This is a genomic window from Chryseobacterium sediminis (assembly GCF_008386505.1).
Lineage (GTDB): Bacteria > Bacteroidota > Bacteroidia > Flavobacteriales > Weeksellaceae > Chryseobacterium > Chryseobacterium sediminis.
The window spans coordinates 300,074-320,535 of the sequence record NZ_VUNZ01000002.1; the positions used below are offsets into that span (position 1 = coordinate 300,074).

13 protein-coding genes are annotated in these 20,462 nt (G+C 39.1%); 3 read left to right on the forward strand and 10 right to left on the reverse strand.

The features are described 5' to 3' along the window. Positions 1–37 precede the first annotated feature (37 nt). The 3 genes from FW780_RS13445 (at position 38) to FW780_RS13455 (ending at position 3,839) form a co-directional block, all read left to right on the forward strand. A complete protein-coding gene (locus FW780_RS13445) occupies positions 38–682 on the forward strand; it encodes a hypothetical protein (RefSeq protein WP_149834057.1) in 645 nt (214 codons plus the stop codon). 19 nt (positions 683–701) lie between these two features. Beyond that, complete coding sequence (locus FW780_RS13450; RefSeq protein ID WP_194304350.1) at positions 702–1,064, forward strand: hypothetical protein; 363 nt, start codon at positions 702–704, stop codon at positions 1,062–1,064. Between the two features lie 69 nt (positions 1,065–1,133). Further along, positions 1,134–3,839, forward strand: coding sequence for a TonB-dependent receptor domain-containing protein (locus tag FW780_RS13455; protein ID WP_149834059.1), 2,706 nt, complete (start codon positions 1,134–1,136; stop codon positions 3,837–3,839). Between the two features lie 149 nt (positions 3,840–3,988). Here FW780_RS13455 and FW780_RS13460 read toward each other — a convergent pair whose 3' ends face one another. The 10 genes from FW780_RS13460 to FW780_RS13505 all read right to left on the reverse strand — a co-directional run bounded on the left by FW780_RS13460 (position 3,989) and on the right by FW780_RS13505 (position 20,460). Then, on the reverse strand, positions 3,989–4,486 hold the full coding sequence (locus tag FW780_RS13460) for a cupin domain-containing protein (protein WP_149834060.1): 498 nt from the start codon (positions 4,484–4,486) through the stop codon (positions 3,989–3,991). 26 nt (positions 4,487–4,512) lie between these two features. Further along, a complete protein-coding gene (locus tag FW780_RS13465; protein WP_149834061.1) occupies positions 4,513–6,795 on the reverse strand; it encodes a GH92 family glycosyl hydrolase in 2,283 nt (760 codons plus the stop codon). Between the two features lie 16 nt (positions 6,796–6,811). Next, positions 6,812–7,678, reverse strand: coding sequence for an ROK family protein (locus FW780_RS13470; RefSeq protein ID WP_149834062.1), 867 nt, complete (start codon positions 7,676–7,678; stop codon positions 6,812–6,814). Between the two features lie 131 nt (positions 7,679–7,809). Further along, a complete protein-coding gene (locus tag FW780_RS13475) occupies positions 7,810–10,218 on the reverse strand; it encodes an endo-beta-N-acetylglucosaminidase H (protein ID WP_149834063.1) in 2,409 nt (802 codons plus the stop codon). A gap of 58 nt (positions 10,219–10,276) precedes the next feature. Continuing rightward, positions 10,277–12,430, reverse strand: coding sequence for an endo-beta-N-acetylglucosaminidase H (locus FW780_RS13480; RefSeq protein ID WP_149834064.1), 2,154 nt, complete (start codon positions 12,428–12,430; stop codon positions 10,277–10,279). 108 nt (positions 12,431–12,538) lie between these two features. Beyond that, positions 12,539–13,966: a glycoside hydrolase family 125 protein gene (locus FW780_RS13485; RefSeq protein ID WP_149834065.1), complete on the reverse strand. Its 1,428-nt coding sequence runs from the start codon at positions 13,964–13,966 to the stop codon at positions 12,539–12,541. A gap of 32 nt (positions 13,967–13,998) precedes the next feature. Beyond that, positions 13,999–16,230 carry a GH92 family glycosyl hydrolase gene (locus FW780_RS13490; RefSeq protein WP_167510712.1) on the reverse strand — a complete coding sequence of 744 codons (2,232 nt, stop codon included), beginning with the start codon at positions 16,228–16,230 and terminating at the stop codon, positions 13,999–14,001. Between the two features lie 127 nt (positions 16,231–16,357). Beyond that, positions 16,358–17,329: a glycoside hydrolase family 130 protein gene (locus FW780_RS13495; RefSeq protein ID WP_149834067.1), complete on the reverse strand. Its 972-nt coding sequence runs from the start codon at positions 17,327–17,329 to the stop codon at positions 16,358–16,360. Between the two features lie 33 nt (positions 17,330–17,362). Further along, positions 17,363–18,661: an MFS transporter gene (locus FW780_RS13500; protein WP_149834068.1), complete on the reverse strand. Its 1,299-nt coding sequence runs from the start codon at positions 18,659–18,661 to the stop codon at positions 17,363–17,365. A 173-nt stretch (positions 18,662–18,834) separates the two neighbouring features. Continuing rightward, a complete protein-coding gene (locus tag FW780_RS13505) occupies positions 18,835–20,460 on the reverse strand; it encodes a SusD/RagB family nutrient-binding outer membrane lipoprotein (protein WP_149834069.1) in 1,626 nt (541 codons plus the stop codon). Between the last annotated feature and the right edge of the window lie 2 nt (positions 20,461–20,462).

Genomic DNA, 20,462 nt, shown 5'->3' on the forward strand with positions numbered 1-20,462 from the left:
ACAATTGAAAATGTTTTGCTAATTTTGTTTCATACCCATGGATATGAAGAATACATTTATAGGTTTGATCGCAGTATCACTATTAGCTGCATCTTGTAAAAAGGATGAAAAAGCTACTTATTTAAAAGAAGAAGCTAATGCCGGACAACCCAGCGTAGCCCTTAATACAGCCTCAAAGACATCACTGATGGAACAGGCAGGTATTCAGTCTACCTCTAGCCCTGCTCCAATGGCTACAGCTCCAGGCATGAATCCTCCACACGGACAACCTGGCCACCGATGTGATATCCCTGTTGGACAACCTCTGAATAGCGCACCTGCAGCAGCAACTACAGCTTCACAAAATATAAATACGAACGGAAGCAATATTGTCCAGATTGATCCTAATGCAGTATCACCAGGAAAAATCACCCTTGATAACAACGGAAAACAGACAAAAACAGCTCCGGGGATGAATCCTCCACACGGACAGCCCGGACACCGATGTGATATTCCGGTAGGACAGCCTTTAAACAGTAAACCTGCAGCAGCTCCTCAACCAACACAAAATGTAGTTCAGACTACTCCGGCTCCTGCACCAGCTGCACAGAATCTTGCGATGGGAGAAAAACCAAAGCTAAACCCTGCACACGGAGAACCTTGGCACAGCTGTTCTCTAAAAGTTGGTGATCCTTTGCCATAAATTTCTTATTTTTGCAGATATGAAGCTGTTTCACCTACTTGCAATTGTATTTTGCCTGGGAGTTTTTTTAATTCCCAAGGACAATTTCTATGCGCAGGCAATGCAGGAAACATGCTGTAAAGCAGAATCTTCCAAGAAAATGGACTGCTGTAAAAACCATTCTTCAAAGAAAGACAGCAAACATGACAAAACAAAATCATGTAATGATGACTGCTGTTCATCATGTGTTGCCTGCTACACTTTTATTGAAACCCCTTTCTCAAAAAATCTACGTTTGGAACTGTCTTATTACAAAGCGAATAAGAATGCTCAGTTTCGATATTCAGATCCTTATCTTTCAGACCGTTTAAAGGAAATCTGGCAACCGCCTAAGATAGGTTAATTAAAATACCACGGGTTCATTATACTATGTAATGGACTGTTTTTTAATTAATTTAAACTTTTAAACAAAATGAAATCACCTATTTCCAGGTTTATACTTGGTGCATTATTCCTATTTACACAATTTATATCTGCTCAAACGCTTTCAAAAAATCAGTTCAAAGTAAAAGGGAACTGTGAGATGTGCAAAACAAGAATTGAAAGTGCTGCCAAAAAAGCAGGTGCAAAAACAGCAGTTTACTCTGTTGATCTTCAAACCTTAACTGTAGAGACAGATAAGGTATCTACAGATGATATTTTGCAAAAAGTGGCTGAAGCAGGCCATGACAATGAGAAATTCAAAGCTCCCGATACTGTTTATAATAGCCTTCCAGGATGTTGTCTGTATAGCAGAGATCTACAGCCATCACAAGCGGAAGCCCATCACGAACACCATACAAATGCTAGTGTTTCTGATAAAAAAGAAAACGAATTCTATGTAAGGGGAAACTGTGCTTCCTGTAAGGCAAGAATTGAAAAGGCTTCAAAAAGTGCAGGTGCTGATACCGCAGAATGGAATGCAGAAAAGCAAACTGTTATTTTAAATTTTGACCCGTCAAAAACCTCGGCAGATAAGATCTTAAAAGCAATTGCCGATGCAGGTCATGATAATGAAAAATACAAAGCTTCAGATGCTGTTTATAACGGGCTTCCGGGATGTTGTTTATATGACAGGGAGTTTACTTTTGGTGAACCCAATCCAAAGGTACATTATGAAGAAGGAGCAAAACATGAAGATCATAAAGACAATGAGGCTTCATCAACGAAAGAAGATCACTCTCAGCATGAAAAAAGCATTGACGGAGTTGTAGTAACAGGTTCCAAGGCAGCGACTGCTTTAAGCAAGAAAGAAGCAGGACTTGTTTTTAATATTGATAAAAAAGAACTGTTAAAGGCAGCTTGTTGTAATCTGTCTGAAAGTTTTGAAACCAATGCAACTGTGGATGTTTCTTTCAGCAATGCCGTTACCGGAACAAAGCAACTGAAAATGCTTGGTCTGGATCAGAAATATACCAGCTTAACGAAAGAACAGTTACCTGAAATCAGAGGTCTGGCTTCTGCCTATGGTTTAAATTTTATTCCGGGAAGGTGGATTGAAAGTATCCAGCTTACTAAGGGAGGAAGTACTGTAACGAATGGTTATGAAAGCATCACAGGGCAGATTAATACTGAACTTTTAAAGAATGCAAAAACTCCGGAAACTTCACTAAATCTTTTCTCCGATTTCAATGGAAGAGCTGAAGTAAATATTACCAATGTTTCTCCGATTAACGATAAATGGTCACAGACTTTCCTTCTTCACGGAAACGGAACTTTCGGGAATACGGATATGAATGATGACGGTTTTCTGGACAGACCGAAAGGAACTCAGATCAATGCGGCCTATTTGCTGAATTATAATGATCTGGAAAAGTCAGGGTTCGGGTCTCACTTCGGAATTAATTTTATCAGAGATGAAAGAACAGCAGGACAGGTTGGTTTTGATAAAAAATTAGCTCAGGACAAACAACCTTTTTATGGGGTAGGAATTGATATTTCAAGATTTCAGGTTTGGAATAAAACAGGTTATGTTTTTAAAGGAAAACCTTATCAAAGCATCGGATGGATGAACCAATATGTGTATCACCAGCAGGATAGTTTCTTTGGATTGAGAAATTATGCGGGACAGCAGCACACTTATTATTCCAATTTAATCTTTGAAAGTATTATCGGGAATACCAATCATAAGTATAAAGCCGGAGCAAGTTTCTTGTATGACGGTTATAAGGAAACGTATTTATTGAATGACCTGAAAAGAAATGAAATTGTACCGGGAATCTTTGCTGAATATACTTTAACAGGTTTAAAATATACATTAGTAGCAGGAACCAGAGTAGATTTCCATAATCTGGCAGGAACTCAGTTTACACCAAGATTAAATTTCAAGTATGATTTTACGCCTCAGACTATTTTAAGACTTTCTGCGGGAAGAGGATTCAGAACTGCAAATGTATTTGCGGAAAGCCAGCAGTATTTTGCATCAAACAGAGCGATTAATATTTTATCCAATGGAGGAAATATTTATGGTTTAAAACCTGAAATTGCATGGAATTATGGTGCAAGCTTACAACAGGAATTCAAATTATTCGGAAGAAAATCCAGTATCATTGCCGATTTCTTCAGAACAGATTTCCAAGATCAGGTGTTGGTGGATCTTGACAAATCTCCACAGCAGCTGACATTCTATAATCTGGAAGGAAAATCTTTTGCAAATTCATTCCAGACGCAGTGGGATTTTACACCTTTCAAAAACTTTGATGTAAGGCTTGCTTATAAGTATTATGATGTGCAGGCTGATTATATCGGAGGAAGAAGAGAAGTTCCTTTTATGGCTAAGCACAGAGGGTTTGTGAATCTGGCATATTCAACCAATAAAAATAATAATGGAGGATTCTGGAGCTTTGACACCACTTTAAACTGGGTTGGCAAACAGAGACTTCCTGATACTTCAAGTAATCCGGCAGAATTCCAGTTACCAACTTATTCGGAATCTTATGCAGTTCTTAATGCTCAGATCTCAAGAAACTTCAATAAAAAGATTAGAGCTTACTTAGGAGGTGAAAACCTGACTTCTTATTATCAGAAAAATGCGATTGTTGATTTTAAAAATCCTTTCGGAAATTATTTTGACGGAGGAATGGTGTATGCTCCTATTATGAAAGCTAACTTTTATGTGGGATTGGATGTGACATTTTAAAAGCGGGAAGCTGGAGGAATGAAGCTGGAAGTTCTATTTGTCTTAAATAACAGATATTTAGAGGTTCTGATCACTTTCAATAATTTATTTCTTTCAGCCTCAAGCTTCCTTACCAATAAAAAACCGCTTCAATGAAGCGGTTTTTTTATTTATCTTCCAAAGTCATCCTGTACTCTTACGATATCGTCTTCGTCTGAAGGATTGGATGCATCGGTGTGCTGCCAGATCTCGGCAACGATTCCCCAACCTGCAAGACCGATTAATCTGTGCCTTTCTCCCTGCTGAAGCTTTACCTGATCTTTCGGACCATATTCTCCCAATTCTCCTTCTTCATCGGTATTGCTTCTTTTGATTCCTACCGTTCCTTCTACTACCTGCCAGATTTCTGCTCTTCTGTGGTGATACTGCCAGCTTAATCTTGCTTCGGGAGCCACGATAAGAATTTTCGGGCTTAGCTTCCCTCCTATTCTAAGGTTGTCTACATCAATCCCATCAAAATACTGGTTCGCAAAATCCTGCGCCTGTGTTTCATCAATTACAAAGAAACCTCCCCAAGGTCTTGTATCATCTTTAGCTGCAATAGTAAAACCTTGTGTCTGCAGCATGTTTTCTACTCTATCGAATATTTCTTTTTTTTCTGTACTCATACAGTTTTGTATTTCTAAATTAAAAATTATTTATTTGATTCTTCTTTTGGCATTGAATACGGAAAATCTTTTTCCTGTGAACCTCTTTCTTTATTAGGCTTATTATCCATTTTAAAGTCTAAAACAGCTCCTTTCATTAATTCTTTATGGCTCAACCAGTTTTTAGAATAAGGCTGTTGGTTTACATTCAAAGATTTTACATATAAATTGTCGGAATTGTTTTCCGGAGCTTTTATTTCAATTTTCTTACCATTTTCCAGATAAATTGTAGCTTCTTTAAACAATGGCGCTCCCAGTACATATTGGTCTGTTGCCGGTGTTACCGGATAAAACCCAAGTGCTGAGAAAATATACCATGCGGAAGTTTGTCCGTTATCCTCATCTCCACAATATCCGTCTGGGGTAGCATGGTACAGTTTATTCATCACCTGTCTTGCCCAATATTGTGTTTTGTAAGGCGCTCCCGCATAGTTGTACAGATAGATCATATGCTGGATAGGCTGGTTTCCGTGGGCATATTGTCCCATATTCATAATCTGCATTTCTCTGATCTCATGAATCACTCCTCCATAATAGCTGTCATCAAAAACCGGCGGTAATGAGAATACCTCATCTAATTTGGCTTCAAATTTCTGTTTTCCGCCCATTAATTCTGAAAGACCGTCAATATCCTGGAAAACAGACCATGTGTAATGCCAGCTGTTTCCTTCAGTAAATGCATCACCCCATTTGAAAGGATTGAAAGGTTTCTGGAAGTTCCCGTCTTTATTTTTACCACGCATTAAACCTGTTTCCTTGTCAAAGACATTTTTATAATTATAAGCTCTTTTCTTATAAATATCAATTTCTGAAGCAGGTTTTCCTAATGCCTTTCCTAGTTGATAAATTGAAAAGTCGTCATAAGCATACTCCAATGTTCTTGCTGCATTTTCATTGATCTTTACATCGTAAGGCACATATCCTAACGTATTGTAATATTTTACTCCTGCACGGCCTACAGCTTCTATAGGACCTTCATTATTGGCACCGTGTTTTACTGCCTGCCAAAGCGCTTCTGTATCATATCCACGAAGTCCTTTAATGTAAGCATCTGCCACTACGGATGCAGAATTATTTCCGATCATAATATCGGAATATCCTGGGCTGCTCCATTCTGGTAAAAATCCTCCTTCTTTGTAAGCATTTGCTAATCCTTCCTGCATTTCTACATTGATACTTGGATACACAAGATTCAGGAAAGGGTATAAAGCACGGAAGGTATCCCAAAATCCGGTTCCTGCAAACATTCTTCCGTCTGCAATTTTACCGTTGTAAGGACTCCAGTGTTTTATTTTATTCTGAGCATCAATTTCATATAATTTCTGTGGAAAGAATAAGGTTCTGTATAAAGAGGAATAAAAGGTTCTCATCTCCTGATCTGTACCTCCTTTTACATCTATTTTCCCTAAGGTCTTGTTCCAGATATTTTTAGCATCGGTTTTTACCTGTTCAAAATTTTTGGTCCCGATTTCTCTTCTCAGGTTCAGTTCTGCCTGTTCAAAGCTGATGAATGAAGAGGCGACTTTTGCATAAACCGTTTCTTTATTTTTAAGCTTAAAACCTACTACCGCTCCTGTATGATCACTGGTAATTTCTAACTGATCATTCACCAATTTATCATCTTTCCAGGTTTTTGTGAGTTCAAAATCTTTATCAAACTGAATGACAAAGTAGTTTTTAAAATTTTCATATTTCCCGGTAGAATATCTTGTGGTGTATCCGAGAATTTTTCTTTCTTTCGGCAGGATTTTGATGTAAGATCCTTTGTTCAAAGCATCCACAACAACATAGGCGCTGTCTGTTTTGGGAAAATCAAATTTAAAATAAGAGGCTCTTTCCGTAGGGGTAAATTCTGTCGTAACATTGATGTCAGCAAGATAAACACTATAGAAATAAGGAGTAGTAACCTCAGCTTTGTGGCTGAACCAGCTTGCTCTTTCGTCTTCTTTAAATTTTACTTTTCCTACTCCCGGCATGATGGCAAATGCGCCATAATCGTTCATCCAGGGAGATGGCTGGTGGGTTTGTTTGAATCCTTTTATTTTATCTGCATCGTAGGTATATGCCCATCCGTCGCCCATTTTACCGGTCTGCGGTGTCCAGATATTCATTCCCCACGGAAGTCCGACTGCCGGATAGGTATTTCCGTTGGATAATGAAGGCTTGGACTGTGTTCCCATTAAAGGATTCACATAATCTACGGGAGATCCATTCTGACCAAAGGCCCAGGCCTGTAATAACAGGAAGCAGGTAGAAAATATAAACTTCATTGTATCTTTTCGTTTGTTAATTTATATACGCTTTTTTTAATGCATAGCTGGCAGCTCCAAGAATGGCGGCATCTTCAAATATAGCAGAAATTTTAACCTGCAAGTTAATATTATTCCTTGTTAAATTCTGAATAAATCTTTGTTCAAAATAAGGATAAGCTTTGGCAATATTTCCGCCTATAACTAAAACTTCCGGTTTATAATAATCTACATATTTGATAATAAATTCTGAAAAAGAATCTGCATATTCATCAAATATTCTGGTTTGTATTTCCGCTGGTTTGTCCAACAAATCTTTGGTCCCTGAAATTTCTTCTCCGGTCAATTCTTTATAACGGTTTACAAACCATCGTGTTGCCAGATAATCTTCACTGATAGAGTCTCTGAAAGGAGAATCCCATAAGTCTTCATCCGTTGCAAATTCTCCATTGAAGAAGGTAGTTCCCAATCCTGTACCGAGTGTCACACCAAAAATTCTGCTGAATCCCTGGGCACATCCTCCGAATACTTCTCCTTCCATAAAAGCTGCGGCATCATTTACAAAATGAATCTGCTCCTGAGAAACAGATAGTCTTTTTGCCAGCTCTTCTTTGATATTGACCTGATAGATATCGATAAATTTCCCTTGCTGCATCAGCGATATTCCATTCTCATAATCGAAAGGTCCGGGCATTGCGATACCAACCAAAAGGTCTTCTTTTACCAGATCATGTGCCACTTTATGAATGGCCGAAACCCATGCAGAGAAAATAACTTCCTTATTCTCAAAAGCATCTACATGTTCTCTTACATAAGTTGAAGAAATGATTTCACGTTTTTCCGGATCTACCTGAGCCAATGTGATGTGTGACCCTCCAATATCGATTCCTACTATATTCTGCATTATTTTTAATTTTAAATTCAAACATCCCTCTGACTGAAAAAACAGACAAACAGGAGTACACAACCTGTCTGTCTGCTTTGTATTTCAGACTTTATATTATCAATTCCGATAACTATCTTATTATCTGAACCTTACTTTACAATTACTTTACCTGTTGATAGTACTTTATTATTTGCGGATGTGATTTTGTAAATATAAGTACCACTGATTAAATCCTGCGTATTGACTGCGTTATTATTTTGATTAATATTCTGTTTTTTGAATAATTTTCCGGAGGCATCGTACAATGCCACTTCAGTTGCCGAATTGTCACTAATGGCAAAATGAATGTCATTTCCTCGTTTCACAGGGTTCGGATAGACTGCGCTGTTCTCCTTCACAGATTCAACATCTTTCACTGCAAGATTAGAAGCACAGGCAACATCTGTTTTCCAGTTGGCATCTGTCATATTGATCAGCGTTGCAAAATGGGTATTGGCTGTAGCATCTAAAGCTCCCATTCCACTTCCTTCATCCATTTTCCAGTTCGCTTCAAGATCTGTAGAGTTGGCAGGAACATTACAGCTGTTACTTACTATTTCCTGAGGTGTTAAAGCTCTTTTCCAAACTCTAAATTCATCCAGAAAACCGTTGATTGTACGGGAATTGTCATAGTTTCTTCCCAGATAAAGGATTCCGTTTGCTGTAAAGTTTCCGGTTACTGCAAAGGTTGCATCAAGGTTTCCGTTGACATAAATCTTCATTGTTGCCCCATCATAAGTAGCGGCTACATGATACCATGTATTGGTATTGAATGCTGTATTCGTGTTAAGTTTCACCTGTGATGAACCGAAGCTCAGGATAAACTGAAGTTTGTTATTCGCCAGGTTTCCGTCCCCGAATCTTAGCATTGCCGAGTTATTATCTCCTACTTCAACACCCATCACTGATGAAATATAAGGGAATCCTGTTTTGAAAGCATTTACTTTTACCCAACCTTCAAATGTCATCGCATTTCCACTCAGGTTAAATTGGCCTGCATTCAGATAATGGGTACTTCCGTTAAAAGAAAGAGATCTTGCCCCCGGACTTGTAACAGGCGCGAAACCACTATTGAATGATCCTTCTCCTGAATAAGTACTTGTAGTTCCTCCGGCACATCCAGCCTGTACCTTCCATACATAGTTTGTATTTGGGGTAAGATTTTGAAGTGCATAAGAGTTGGTTGTAATATTTGGAATTTCAGACCATGTTGTGGCTGCAGCTGTTTTATACTGCAGGGTATATGAAGTTGCATTTCCTGCATCCCATGATAGCTGAGCAGTATTACCAAGGAAACTTCCGGAAGTTAATCCTGATGGCGTAGTGCAGCCACTTCCGGAGTTAAACCTTGGTGCAAAAATATAAGTACTTGTTAATGTCGGTGAGCAGTTGGACTGTATTCTCCAGTCGTAGTCTGTATTCAGCGTAAGGTTATTGATGACAATATTATTTCCTGAATAATTATTGGCAACGTTTGTCCATACCGTTGAATTGGCTGGTTTGTAATCTATATTATAAGACTGGGAAGCGTTGGAAGTCCAGTTCAGTTTGGCTGAAGTTCCTGTCACATTGGAAACATCAAGTCCCAATGGCGGATCACAGGTTTGTCCCTGAGACCATGAGTATAGCTGACCGCTTAAGAGCGTATTTTCGTTGTAAAGAATATTGGAACCTGTACTCAGATAGCTGGCCACATTTGTCCCTGCCAGGTCGTACCACATGAAAACGCCATATTGATCATTTTTTGTGTTGGTCGCTAGGCTTGCCAATGTAGTTGCGGAAGTTGAGCTGGGATTCGAGTTTTGAATCCATGTAGCAGCTGCTGATATTTTAGATTTATTAAGGGGAGGAACTACAGGCGCATTGTATGTGCTGTACATCGCATTCCAGGTGTAATCAATATAATTTCCAGCCAGATCTCCATTATAGGTTTGTCTTGTTGTTGCTGGTCCATAATAGTAGAATGTAATCAGCTTATCCGGCATTGCTGCTTTCAATTCCTGCAAAAGCATTACGAAAGAACTGTTATTTGGCTGTCCGGTTCCGTTATTTCCGTACCCTGCATATTCATCATCAAGGTCTACTCCGTCTAAGCCATAAGTATAAACAGTATGAGCTACCTGTAAAGCAAAATCTTTTGCCGCCTCACGGTTAGGAAAATTAGAAATTCCTGCTCCCTGGTGGTTTCCTAAAAGATCCAGTAATACTTTTATTCCTTTTTGCTGTAAAGGTTTCACATAAGTATTAACATCATTCAGAACTTTGGTAACGTTGTTATTATTTGAGATATAAGCACGGTTTTTGGAAACATCATAGTTGATATTCGCTGCAAAAATAATGGCAACATCAAAAAGCTGTCTGTTGGTATTTTGCAAAGTATATGAACCTGCGTTCAGCATATTATTGTTGTTCACTTCCACATAGCATACTCCTAAAGGATCAAGCTGCTGTGCTTTGAGCAACGGAGCTGACTGAAGCATCAGGGCCATCAAGGGAATAAAAAAGGATTTTTTTCTCATAGTTATATCAATTTTGTAGTAGAAAAATCATTGGGCCGAAGCCCAATGACTGAGGTTATTATTTTACAATTAGTTTTTCGGATTGTTTTAAGCTTCCATCATGAGATTCAAACTGAACGATATAGTTCCCTGCTGAAAGCCTGGTCAATTCATATTGATTATCTCCGGAATTCAGTGATTTTGTGTCTACAATTCTTCCATTAAGATCATATACCGTTAATTTTCCTTTGCTGTATTCATCCGGAACAGAAACTGTAAGTGATGAAGATTTGCTTACCGGATTCGGATATAATTTTATTTGATTTTTAATGTTTACCTGCCCTGCGCTTATAGCTTTCTGGCTTCCCGCAGTCCTTGCCAATAGTGAACTTCCTGTAGTACACGGCAGATCGGTTCCCCAATTGGAAGCATCAACACCTGTCAATGTTAAGGTCACTCCATTTCCTGAGGTATCCTGAACCGTAGAACCGCTGCCTTCATTAAACTTCCAATAGGCAGCCAGTGAAGTAGCCGGAACGGACACATTACACATATTCTGACTGATTTCTGTCTGGCTCAATGCACGTTTCCAAACTCTTACCTCATCTATCTTTCCATTGAAGTTTCTGGAAGTGTTATACAAATATCCTACGTTGAACGCTCCGTTTGAATTCACACTTCCTGTCTGTGCTTTAGTTGCATCCAGAACTCCATTGATGTAAATTTTCATATTGGCTCCATCATAAGTAGCTGCCACATGATACCAGGTATTGGCATTCAAAGCTGTTACAGAAGCAAGTTTTTGCTGTACATTATTAATGCTTACTACAAACTGAAGCTTATTATTGGCAAGGCTGGCATCTCCCAATCGCAAGAATGCGGAATTGCTGTCACCTGCTTCAGTTCCCATGATAGAAGAAATGTATGGGGAAGCTGATTTGAATGATGAAGGTTTGATCCAGCCTTCAAAAGATAATGCAGAACCGCTCAGATTCATACTTCCGGCAGCTCCTGATTCAGTGCTTCCATCCAGAGACAGAGCATAAGAACCTGTAGGCGTTGTTCCTGAAGTGCTTGTAAATCTTGGGGCAAACATGTAAGCACTTTTTACACTGCAGTTTGTTCTGATTCTCCAGTCATATTCAGTATTTGCTGTTAAACCTGAAACCGTTACGGAAGTAGAGCTGGTTGCAGATACAGCATTCGTCCATGTTGTTGAGGAAGCTGGTTTATAATCAATATCATACGTATTGGTTCCTACTGCAGACCAGTTCAGTTTTGCAGAAGTTCCTGTAAGATTGCTTGTATACAATCCGATAGGAGCATCACAATTTGCACCTTGTGTCCACGATTGTAAAGGAGTGCTTAAAACAGTTTGTTCTCCGTATAATGTCTGAGTTCCTGCTGAAAGTTGTGTCGCTTCGTTAGTTCCATGTAAATCATACCACATAAATACTCCGTATCCACCATTTTTAGTTTGGGTAGCTAGACTGGTGGTGGTAGAATTGGAAGTATTTCCCATCCATACGGCAGCAGGAGAAATCTGTGCTTTGGTAAGAGGAGGTACATTGGGAGCGGAGAATGTTCCGTACATAGCGTTCCAGCTGTAGTTGACATTGTCTCCCACTCTGGCTCCGTTCCATGAAAGCCTTGAAGCTGCAGGGCCATAATAATAGAATGAAATAATCTTATTCGGTAATAATGCTCTGAGTTCCTGAACAAGCATTACAAAAGAGCTGTCATTAGGCTGCCCAGTTCCGTTATTTCCGTATTCTGAGTATTCATCATCAAAATCAATTCCATCAAGACCATAGGTATTCACTGTATTGGCAAGCTGTAATGCAAAATCTTTTGCCGCTTCACGAGTAGGAAAATTACAGATCCCTGCTCCCTGGTGGTTTCCCAAAATAGTCAGAACTACTTTCATCCCTTTTTGCTGGAGTGGCTTGATGTAGGTATCTGCATTGGTAAGCACTTTCGTGACATTATTATTGGAGTACAGATACGCTCTGCCACGGCTGGTATCATAATTAATATTAGCCGCAAAAATATTCACCACATTGAACAGATAACTGTTCGATGTCTGCAGTTTGTACGATCCTGCATTCAGGATGTTGTTGTTGTTCACTTCCACATAGCAAATTCCTGTAGGATTAAGCTGTTGTGCGTTAATCAGAGAACCTGACTGAAGCATCACTGCCATCAGTGCGGTAAGGATGGATTTTTTTTTCATTGTATAATTTTTTTAAGGTGTTTTGGTGTCTGAATTTTATATAGCGTTCCCCTGATACCTTCTTTCCGGAAAGTATCTCAGATGAATAAAACTATATAAAAGGGAGGGCTATGTCAGTAGCTCAGGGTTTTCGTTAAAGGTTTTCCATAACAATTCACCGAATAACGTATTTGCCCATGCAAACCATTCTCTGGTGAATTTTTTGTCATTGTCTTTATGGAAGGATTCATGCATAAAGCCTGTCCCACCGTGCGTTTTCTGTAGAGTATTGATACACCATTTGATCTCACTTTTGTCTTTTGTAGTGAGCGCTTTCATAATAATACTCATTGGCCAGATCATGTCAAGTCCGATATGTGGACCTCCTATCCCTTCTGCCAGTTTACCTTTGAAGAAGAACGGGTTATTTTCTGACCACACGAATTTTCTTGTATTCAAATAAACAGGGTCATCAGCTTTCACCGCATCCAGATAAGGCAATCCCAACAAGCTTGGACAGTTCGCATCATCCATCAGGTTGTAGCTTCCGAAACCGTTTACTTCAAAAGCATAGATTTTTCCAAATTCAGGATGGTTATAAATTCCGTATTTTTTGATGGCTGCATCTACCTCATCAGCAAGACTATTCAGTTGTTGAGCCAATGCTTTTTCATTTTTAATCTGAGAAACCATTTCCGCGGCCTGACGTAGGCTTACCACTGCAAATAAGTTAGACGGGATCAGGAATCCATAGATAGTAGCATCATCACTTGGACGGAACATAGAGCTGATAAGACCAACCGGTTTTGTCGGATAACCATATCCTCCCATAGGAACTCCATCGGTTGCCCAAGCTGTTGTACGCTCAAATTTGTAAGGTCCAAGATCATTTTTTCTCTGCTGCTCTTTGAAAGTCTGCAGAGTAAGTTGTATTCCTTTTAACCAATTGGCATCAAATGGTTTTGTATCTCCTGTTGTTTTCCAGAAGTGGTACGCAAGGCGGATAGGATAACAAAGCGAGTCAATTTCCCATTTTCTTTCATGGGTTCCCGGTTTCATGTCAGTATGGTCATATTCTTTCCATTTACTGATCTTCTGATCATCGTTATAAAAAGCGTTTGCATAAGGGTCTTTCAGGATGAAAGTAGTCTGCTTATGAATAACTCCTGAAATAAGTTTGTGCAGTTTTTCGTCTTTTTGGGAGAACTGCAGATAGGGAAAAACCTGTGCGGAACTGTCACGAAGCCACATAGCATCAATATCCCCAGTGATCACATATGTATCCGGTGTTCCGCTGGTTTCTGTATAGTAAACAGTAGTATCTAATGTATTGGGGAAACTGTTTTCAAAGAGCCAGCCGAGTTCTTTGTTTTTAACCTTCTTTTTAAAAGTAGCGATCGCATTTTCTACGGATTCGCTGGTAAAATGTCTTTTTTCTTTAGGAACACGGACAACAGGAAAATCATCCAGTACTAAGTTTTTAGCAAAAACATTTTGAGTAAACAGCAATCCAGCTCCTGCCAATGCACTTGTTTTAATAAAATTTCTCCTTTCCATTGATACTTTTGTTTCGTTTATTTTTATTAGTCTTATTTTACTGGCTTACTTCCCATTACAAACCTCAGCTCTCCACCGTTCATGATATCGCTGTGGTTTAGTTCCCAGCTTTTGTATTCCTTTCCGTTCAGGAACATTTTCTGTACATAGATATTCTTGTCAGATATTTTGTCTGCAATCACGGTGAATGTCTTTCCGTTTTCCAGCTTTAAAGAAGCTTTTGGGAATTGTGGGGCTCCAATGGCATAAACAGGTTTTCCTGGTGTCACAGGATAGAATCCCAGTGATGAGAAAATATACCATGCTGACATTTGTCCGCAATCCTCGTTATTCACAATTCCATCCGGTTTAGCCGCATACATATTATCACGGATATATTTTACCATTTTCTGAGTCTTATAAGGGCTTCCTGCATAATTGTACAGGTATGGAACATGATGTCCCGGCTCATCCCCGAATCCTAAAGACCCGATGAATCCTGAGATATCCACATGCTGTTCTCCTTCCATATGCAGCGCTTCTGTAAAGGTTTTATCCAGTTTTTCTTCAAATCCTTTTTTCCCTCCGTACAGATTCATCATTTCATCAATCTGATGGGGTACAAAGAAATCATATGCCCAGATGTTTCCGGAAACCCAATGTGGCTGAAGTTTTTTCCAGTCGTTAAGGGTGAAATCTGCTAAGAACTTCCCGTCTTTTTGTCTTGGCCAGAAATGATTATTTTCTTTATTGAAAGTATTCAGGAAGTTCATAGAACGCTTTTTATACACTTCTGATTCATCTTTCTTCCCTAGTTTTTCAGCAAGCTGTTGAATGCACCAGTCATCATATGAATATTCCAGTGTTGCAGAAACAGAAGCTCCGTTTTCTGATGGGGTATATCCTAGTTTGATATAATCATTAAGACCTCCGCCACCATCGCTGCTGCTCATTTTATCTGTTAAAGAGGCATCTTTCATAGCAGCAAACGCTTTTTCAGCATCAATACCAGGAACTCCTTTTGAGATAGCATCCCAGATTACCGAAGCACTGTGATATCCTAGCATACAGAAATTATCATATCCACAAAGCTCCCAGATTGGCATGTGATCTTTACGGTCTGTATATCTGCTGATCAAAGAGTTGGCAAATTCTTTTGTATGTTTCTGATCCATGATGGTCAACAGCGGGTGTGTTGCTCTGAATCCGTCCCAGTAAGAATAGGTACTGTAGTTGGTGAACCATTTGGTATTCATGTTTTCCTGAGCGGCAACATAGTCTCCATTTACATCCATGTAAAGGTTGGGTGCAATGAATGTATGGTAAACTCCGGTATAGAAAATTTTTCTCTGGCTGTCTGTACCGCCTGTCACCTGGAATCTTCCGATCAGATCTCTCCATGTCTTTTGAGCTGTTTCTTTCGCTTTAGCAAAGTCAATATTTTTAGCTTCGGTATCGAAATTTTCCTGTGCATTTTCTGTACTCACCGGAGATAAAGATACTTTTACTTCAATACTTTCCTGGTCTTCGGTTGAAAACCTTACAAAAGCTTTCGCATCCTTGGCAAGGGCAATTTTTTCATCATTTTTGATTTTTCCGTCAGCATAAACGCCGTAAGACTTAAACGGTTTGGAAAACTCCATCACGAAGTAAGCAAATCGTTTACCTCCCCAGCCGTTGCTGTAACAGTATCCTTTGATTTTATTATTGCCTTCTACACTCACTAATGTATGGTAGATATTTCCGAAAATTTTATTGGTAGGATCAATAATGATATTAGATTCATCACTTTTCGGGAAAGTATATTTATGAAATCCTACTCTTGGAGAAGCAGTAAGTTCTGCTTTAATTCCATAGCTGTCCAGCATTACGGAATAATATCCCGGGGACGCTATTTCTTTATCATGCGTAAATTTTGAACGGTAGCCTGTTTCAGGATTCTCTTCCGTTCCTGGAACCATTTTTACCTGTCCCACGGTAGGCATTACCAGAATATCTCCAAGGTCTGCCCAACCTGTTCCGCTAAGATGATTATGACTGAATCCCATGATCGTCTTACTGCTGTAGTGATATCCGGAACACCAGTCCCAGTCACCACTTTTCGTATTCTGATCCGGACTCAACTGTATCATCCCGAATGGTGTAGTTGCTCCCGGAAATGTATGCCCATGTCCTCCTGTCCCTATGAAAGGATCTACCCAGGATAAAACATCATTTTTATTTTGCTGGGCACTGGCTACAGAAATCAGGGTTGTAAAAAAGCAGATAAGCAGTTCTTTTTTCATGATAAGAGAGGTATCGAAGATTTTTTTATTTAAAGTTGGTTTAAAAATAGGAAAACCATTATAAAATTCCCAGAAAAAGGGAAAATTAAGATGATTAACCTATTTTCCTAAACTTTATATTACTGTATTAAATTGAATTCTTTTTCATAAAATCAATGATTTCTGAGATATATCCAAAGGCAATAGCAACTACGGTATCAGCTGCACCATAATATACTGTTACTTTGTCTCCCTCGGTCAATGCTGCACAAGGGAAAACCACATTCGGTACATCTCCTGTCAGTTCATACACTTCAGCCGGAGCCAACAGATAAGGCTTCGTTCTGTACAATACTTTTGTAGGATCTTCAAGGTCCAGCAAAGCAGCTCCCATTGAATATCTGAACCCTCTGCAGGTATTGATCACTCCATGATAGAAAAGCAGCCATCCTTCTTCTGTTTTAATAGGAACCGGCCCTCCTCCTATTTTTGTACACTGCCAAGCACTGTCTTCAAAAGGAGTTACTTTCATCACGCAACGGTGTTCACCCCAGTATTTCATATCAGGACTATAGCTGATATAAATGTCACCGAAAGGCGTATGTCCGTTATCACTAGGACGGCTCAGCATGGCATATTTACCATTGATTTTTTCAGGGAACAAAACTCCGTTTCTGTTGAAGGGAAGAAATGCATTTTCACACTGAAAAAATTCTTTAAAATCAAAAGTATATCCAATACCGATGGTAGGACCATTGTATCCGTTGCACCATGTGATCCAGTAGCGGTCTTCTATAAAGGTTACACGAGGATCATATTTGTAATCGGATTCAATCATATCCGTATTTCCTGCCTGCATTTCAATAGGATCATGATTGATGTCCCAATTGATTCCGTCTTTACTGAAACCAGCAAAAATATTCATCTGTACTGCCTTATTATCGCAACGGAACACACCGGCAAATCCATCCTCAAAAGGAATCACCGCACTATTGAATATACTGTTGGATGTTGGTATCGCATATCTGTTAATGATCGGGTTTTCGGAAAACCTCCACATGATATCATTGCAATCTTCCGGGCGATCCTGCCAAGGGATCATTACTGATTGAGCTGTCATAAAGTATTTTTTACTTTTTATTTTTAATTATTATTAGTTGATTTGTTGTTCTTTCTGATTTTCCGGATAAGGGAAAGGAACGAATAAAGTGGCTAAAAATGCAGGAATGGTAGCAATCAAGACCCAGATAAAGAACATTTTATACCCGATCCAGTCACTGATCATTCCACTGAACATTCCGGGAATCATTACCCCAAGGTTCATAATCCCTGTTGCAAAAGCGTAATGGGCCGTTTTGTGTTTTCCGGGAGCAATCTGCTGCATCATGTAGAGCATTAATCCTACAAAACCAAATCCGTATCCGAAATATTCCACTACCACGGCAATTCCTACGGGTAAAAGATCTGCCGGCTGATAATAAGCCAGTAATGCATACACCACAAATGGAATATTGAATGCACTGCACAGCCATATCAAAGATCTTTTCAATCCACGGGCTGAGATAAAATATCCTGCCAGTACAGATCCTAAAATGAATGCTGCAGAACCATAAGTTCCATATACAAGTCCTATATCAGAAGTGGATAATCCCAGTCCTCCTGAAGTTCTTGGAGCTTTAAAGAATAAAGGAGCTATTTTGATCGCAAATCCTTCTGCAAAACGGTACAGAATAATGAAGAGTATACACCACAGGATCTTCTTTTTGGTGAAGAAAGAGGTAATTACTTCCAACAGTTCTTTACGAACGTTTCCGGCCGTTTTCTCATCTTTTGGTTCTTCTTTATTTTCTTTTGGAAGAATAAAATAGTGGTAAATAGCCAATACAAAAAACAGGAGTGCATAGATCACCATAATGATCATCCAGGCATGAGTAACTCCTTTTGTCTTTTCTAAAACACCTGCAAAATAGACGAGTGCCCCACTGCTGATAATCTTAGCCAGATTGTAAAAAGCGCCCTGCCAGCCAATATATTTTGCCTGCTCTTTATTGGTAAGAAAACCAATATACGTTCCGTCCGCTACTACATCATGGGTAGCTCCACAAAATGCTATTACTGCAAAAAGTGCAATACTGTATTTGAAAAAATCATGCACTGGCAGACTTAAGGCCACCAAAGCAAACAGAATTCCTATTGCAAACTGGGTAAAAACAACAAAGAATTTTTTTGTTTTATAGATCTCCAGAAACGGACTCCAAAGTGGCTTTAACGTCCAGGAGAATAAGATAAGGGCAGTCCAGAATGTGATCTGCGAATCCGAAACTCCCATATCTTTATACATGATTCCTGAAACCGCATTAATGGTTACAAAGGGAACACCCATTGCAAAGTATAATGTGGAAATCCAGAGAATTGGCTGAATCCGACGGGTTCCGGAGTTGTTTTTTCCCATATTTGAAAATAAATTCTAAATAAAAGAGAACATCTCAAAAGTTCATTCAGGCTAAAAAAACGAAACTATAAATTTTTTGGAGATTCTACTCTATTCTCCTGCCTCAATGAATGTATCAAATAAAAATCTGATTTTGAGATGTCTCTTTATTAATGAGTGATTCTGAATATTTTTTATTTCTTATCCCACCATAGCTTAGTGCCTCCGGTATCAGGTCCATTCAGCATTTGTGCAGCCTGCTGGTAGTTATATAATGAAGTTTTGGTATCAATAGTGAAAGGAATTCTTCTGATCATTGCTTCCGTACTGATCGCTCCACCGCTGTCATTTTTTCTTACCTTGAAAAGAATCGGATATCCTGTTCTTCTCTGCTCTGCCCATGCTTCCGGTCCGTTTGGATAAAGAGAAAGCCATTTTTGGGTAATAATTCTTTCTAATTTTCTTTCGTTGGTATCCCCGTTATTCCATGCAATAGTAATGGTACTTAATTGTGGGTTTCCAGCAAGTACGTTATTGTCTGCATTTTTGGGATCAAGATAAGGTGCTTCTGTAGAAGTTGTATCAGCAAGATAAGCAGCAACATTAGCACTTTTTCCCCATTCTCCGAAAGACTGCTGAACTCCGGTAGTATAATTCGTTTGAATATCTCCTGCCCCTGCATATCCTCTCAAAGCAGCTTCAGCTTTCAGGAACCATGTTTCTGCCGCAGTGAATAATTTCATTTTCCCATCAGTACCGGAAAAATAATCTCCATTGGCTGATTTTGCCTGTGGTTGTGAGAATCCTCCGTATGTTGATTTACCATTTAACAGATCAATTCCCTGACGTATTCCTATGTATTTTCCCTGTAGACTAGCATCTGATGCCGGAATAGCGTATGCAGGAAGTCTTGGGTCATTATATCCGTTCATATAAGCCATCAAAGGTGCGCCGATCAGACAGTCTCCCCATGAATAAATGATGAAGCTTAATTCTGACTGTCCTACACTGATCAAAGCGTTATCTGCATTGTCAGTAATCAATCCTGCAGGTGAAGCTAATGCCTCTTCTGCATATTGTTTAGATTTTGCAGGGTCTGCATAGCTTATTCTCATCGCTAACCTCAGCTTCAATGAATTAGCAAGTTTTGCCCACTGAGCCATATTTCCGCCATACACCAAGTCAGCATTTTTCAGAGAAGCTTTATCTTCTACATTCTTTGTTGCCGGCATGGCAATTACCTTCTGCAAATCTGTAATAGCTGCACTAAGGTCAGCAATAAAATAATTGTAGGCATCTTGCTGAGAATCAAAATCTGTAACTCCGTTAGAATTCGGTGTTTCATATTTACTGTAGACTACAGGCCCATGGTTGTCTGAAACTCTTGCCGCCGTAATTACTTTAAGAATTTTCTTCACGGCAAATGTTCCTGTAAAATCTACCCCTTGATAATTATTTTTAGCAGCATTATCAATAATGATAGAATAATTAAAAATATCCTGCTGTCTGGCAATAATCCTGTTGTTCCATCCATCCATCATAGAATAAGTAAGGTTATTTACCCCTCCATTAAATGGTGTTGCTGTACTGAACATCCCGCTGTACATATCTGCACTCAGGTTTGGGTACAGCTGATAATCTGCCTGCAGCCCTCTTTGAATAGATTTCATAGGATTAACAACAGCGATAAAATCTGCATAAAAATTTTCAGGGCCTCCCAGCTTTTCCTGATTATATTGATCAAAGTCATTGGTACATCCTGATGCGGAAAACAGCACTGCTGCTCCGAATACCAATGTTTTAATAGTATTGATTTTCATTT

Coding starts and splice junctions, on each gene's coding strand:
- FW780_RS13445 (WP_149834057.1), top strand. CDS start 38: ATGGATATGAAGAATACATTTATAGGTTTGATCGCAGTATCACTATTA.
- FW780_RS13450 (WP_194304350.1), top strand. CDS start 702: ATGAAGCTGTTTCACCTACTTGCAATTGTATTTTGCCTGGGAGTTTTT.
- FW780_RS13455 (WP_149834059.1), top strand. CDS start 1,134: ATGAAATCACCTATTTCCAGGTTTATACTTGGTGCATTATTCCTATTT.
- FW780_RS13460 (WP_149834060.1), bottom strand. CDS start 4,486: ATGAGTACAGAAAAAAAAGAAATATTCGATAGAGTAGAAAACATGCTG.
- FW780_RS13465 (WP_149834061.1), bottom strand. CDS start 6,795: ATGAAGTTTATATTTTCTACCTGCTTCCTGTTATTACAGGCCTGGGCC.
- FW780_RS13470 (WP_149834062.1), bottom strand. CDS start 7,678: ATGCAGAATATAGTAGGAATCGATATTGGAGGGTCACACATCACATTG.
- FW780_RS13475 (WP_149834063.1), bottom strand. CDS start 10,218: ATGAGAAAAAAATCCTTTTTTATTCCCTTGATGGCCCTGATGCTTCAG.
- FW780_RS13480 (WP_149834064.1), bottom strand. CDS start 12,430: ATGAAAAAAAAATCCATCCTTACCGCACTGATGGCAGTGATGCTTCAG.
- FW780_RS13485 (WP_149834065.1), bottom strand. CDS start 13,966: ATGGAAAGGAGAAATTTTATTAAAACAAGTGCATTGGCAGGAGCTGGA.
- FW780_RS13490 (WP_167510712.1), bottom strand. CDS start 16,230: ATGAAAAAAGAACTGCTTATCTGCTTTTTTACAACCCTGATTTCTGTA.
- FW780_RS13495 (WP_149834067.1), bottom strand. CDS start 17,329: ATGACAGCTCAATCAGTAATGATCCCTTGGCAGGATCGCCCGGAAGAT.
- FW780_RS13500 (WP_149834068.1), bottom strand. CDS start 18,661: ATGGGAAAAAACAACTCCGGAACCCGTCGGATTCAGCCAATTCTCTGG.
- FW780_RS13505 (WP_149834069.1), bottom strand. CDS start 20,460: ATGAAAATCAATACTATTAAAACATTGGTATTCGGAGCAGCAGTGCTG.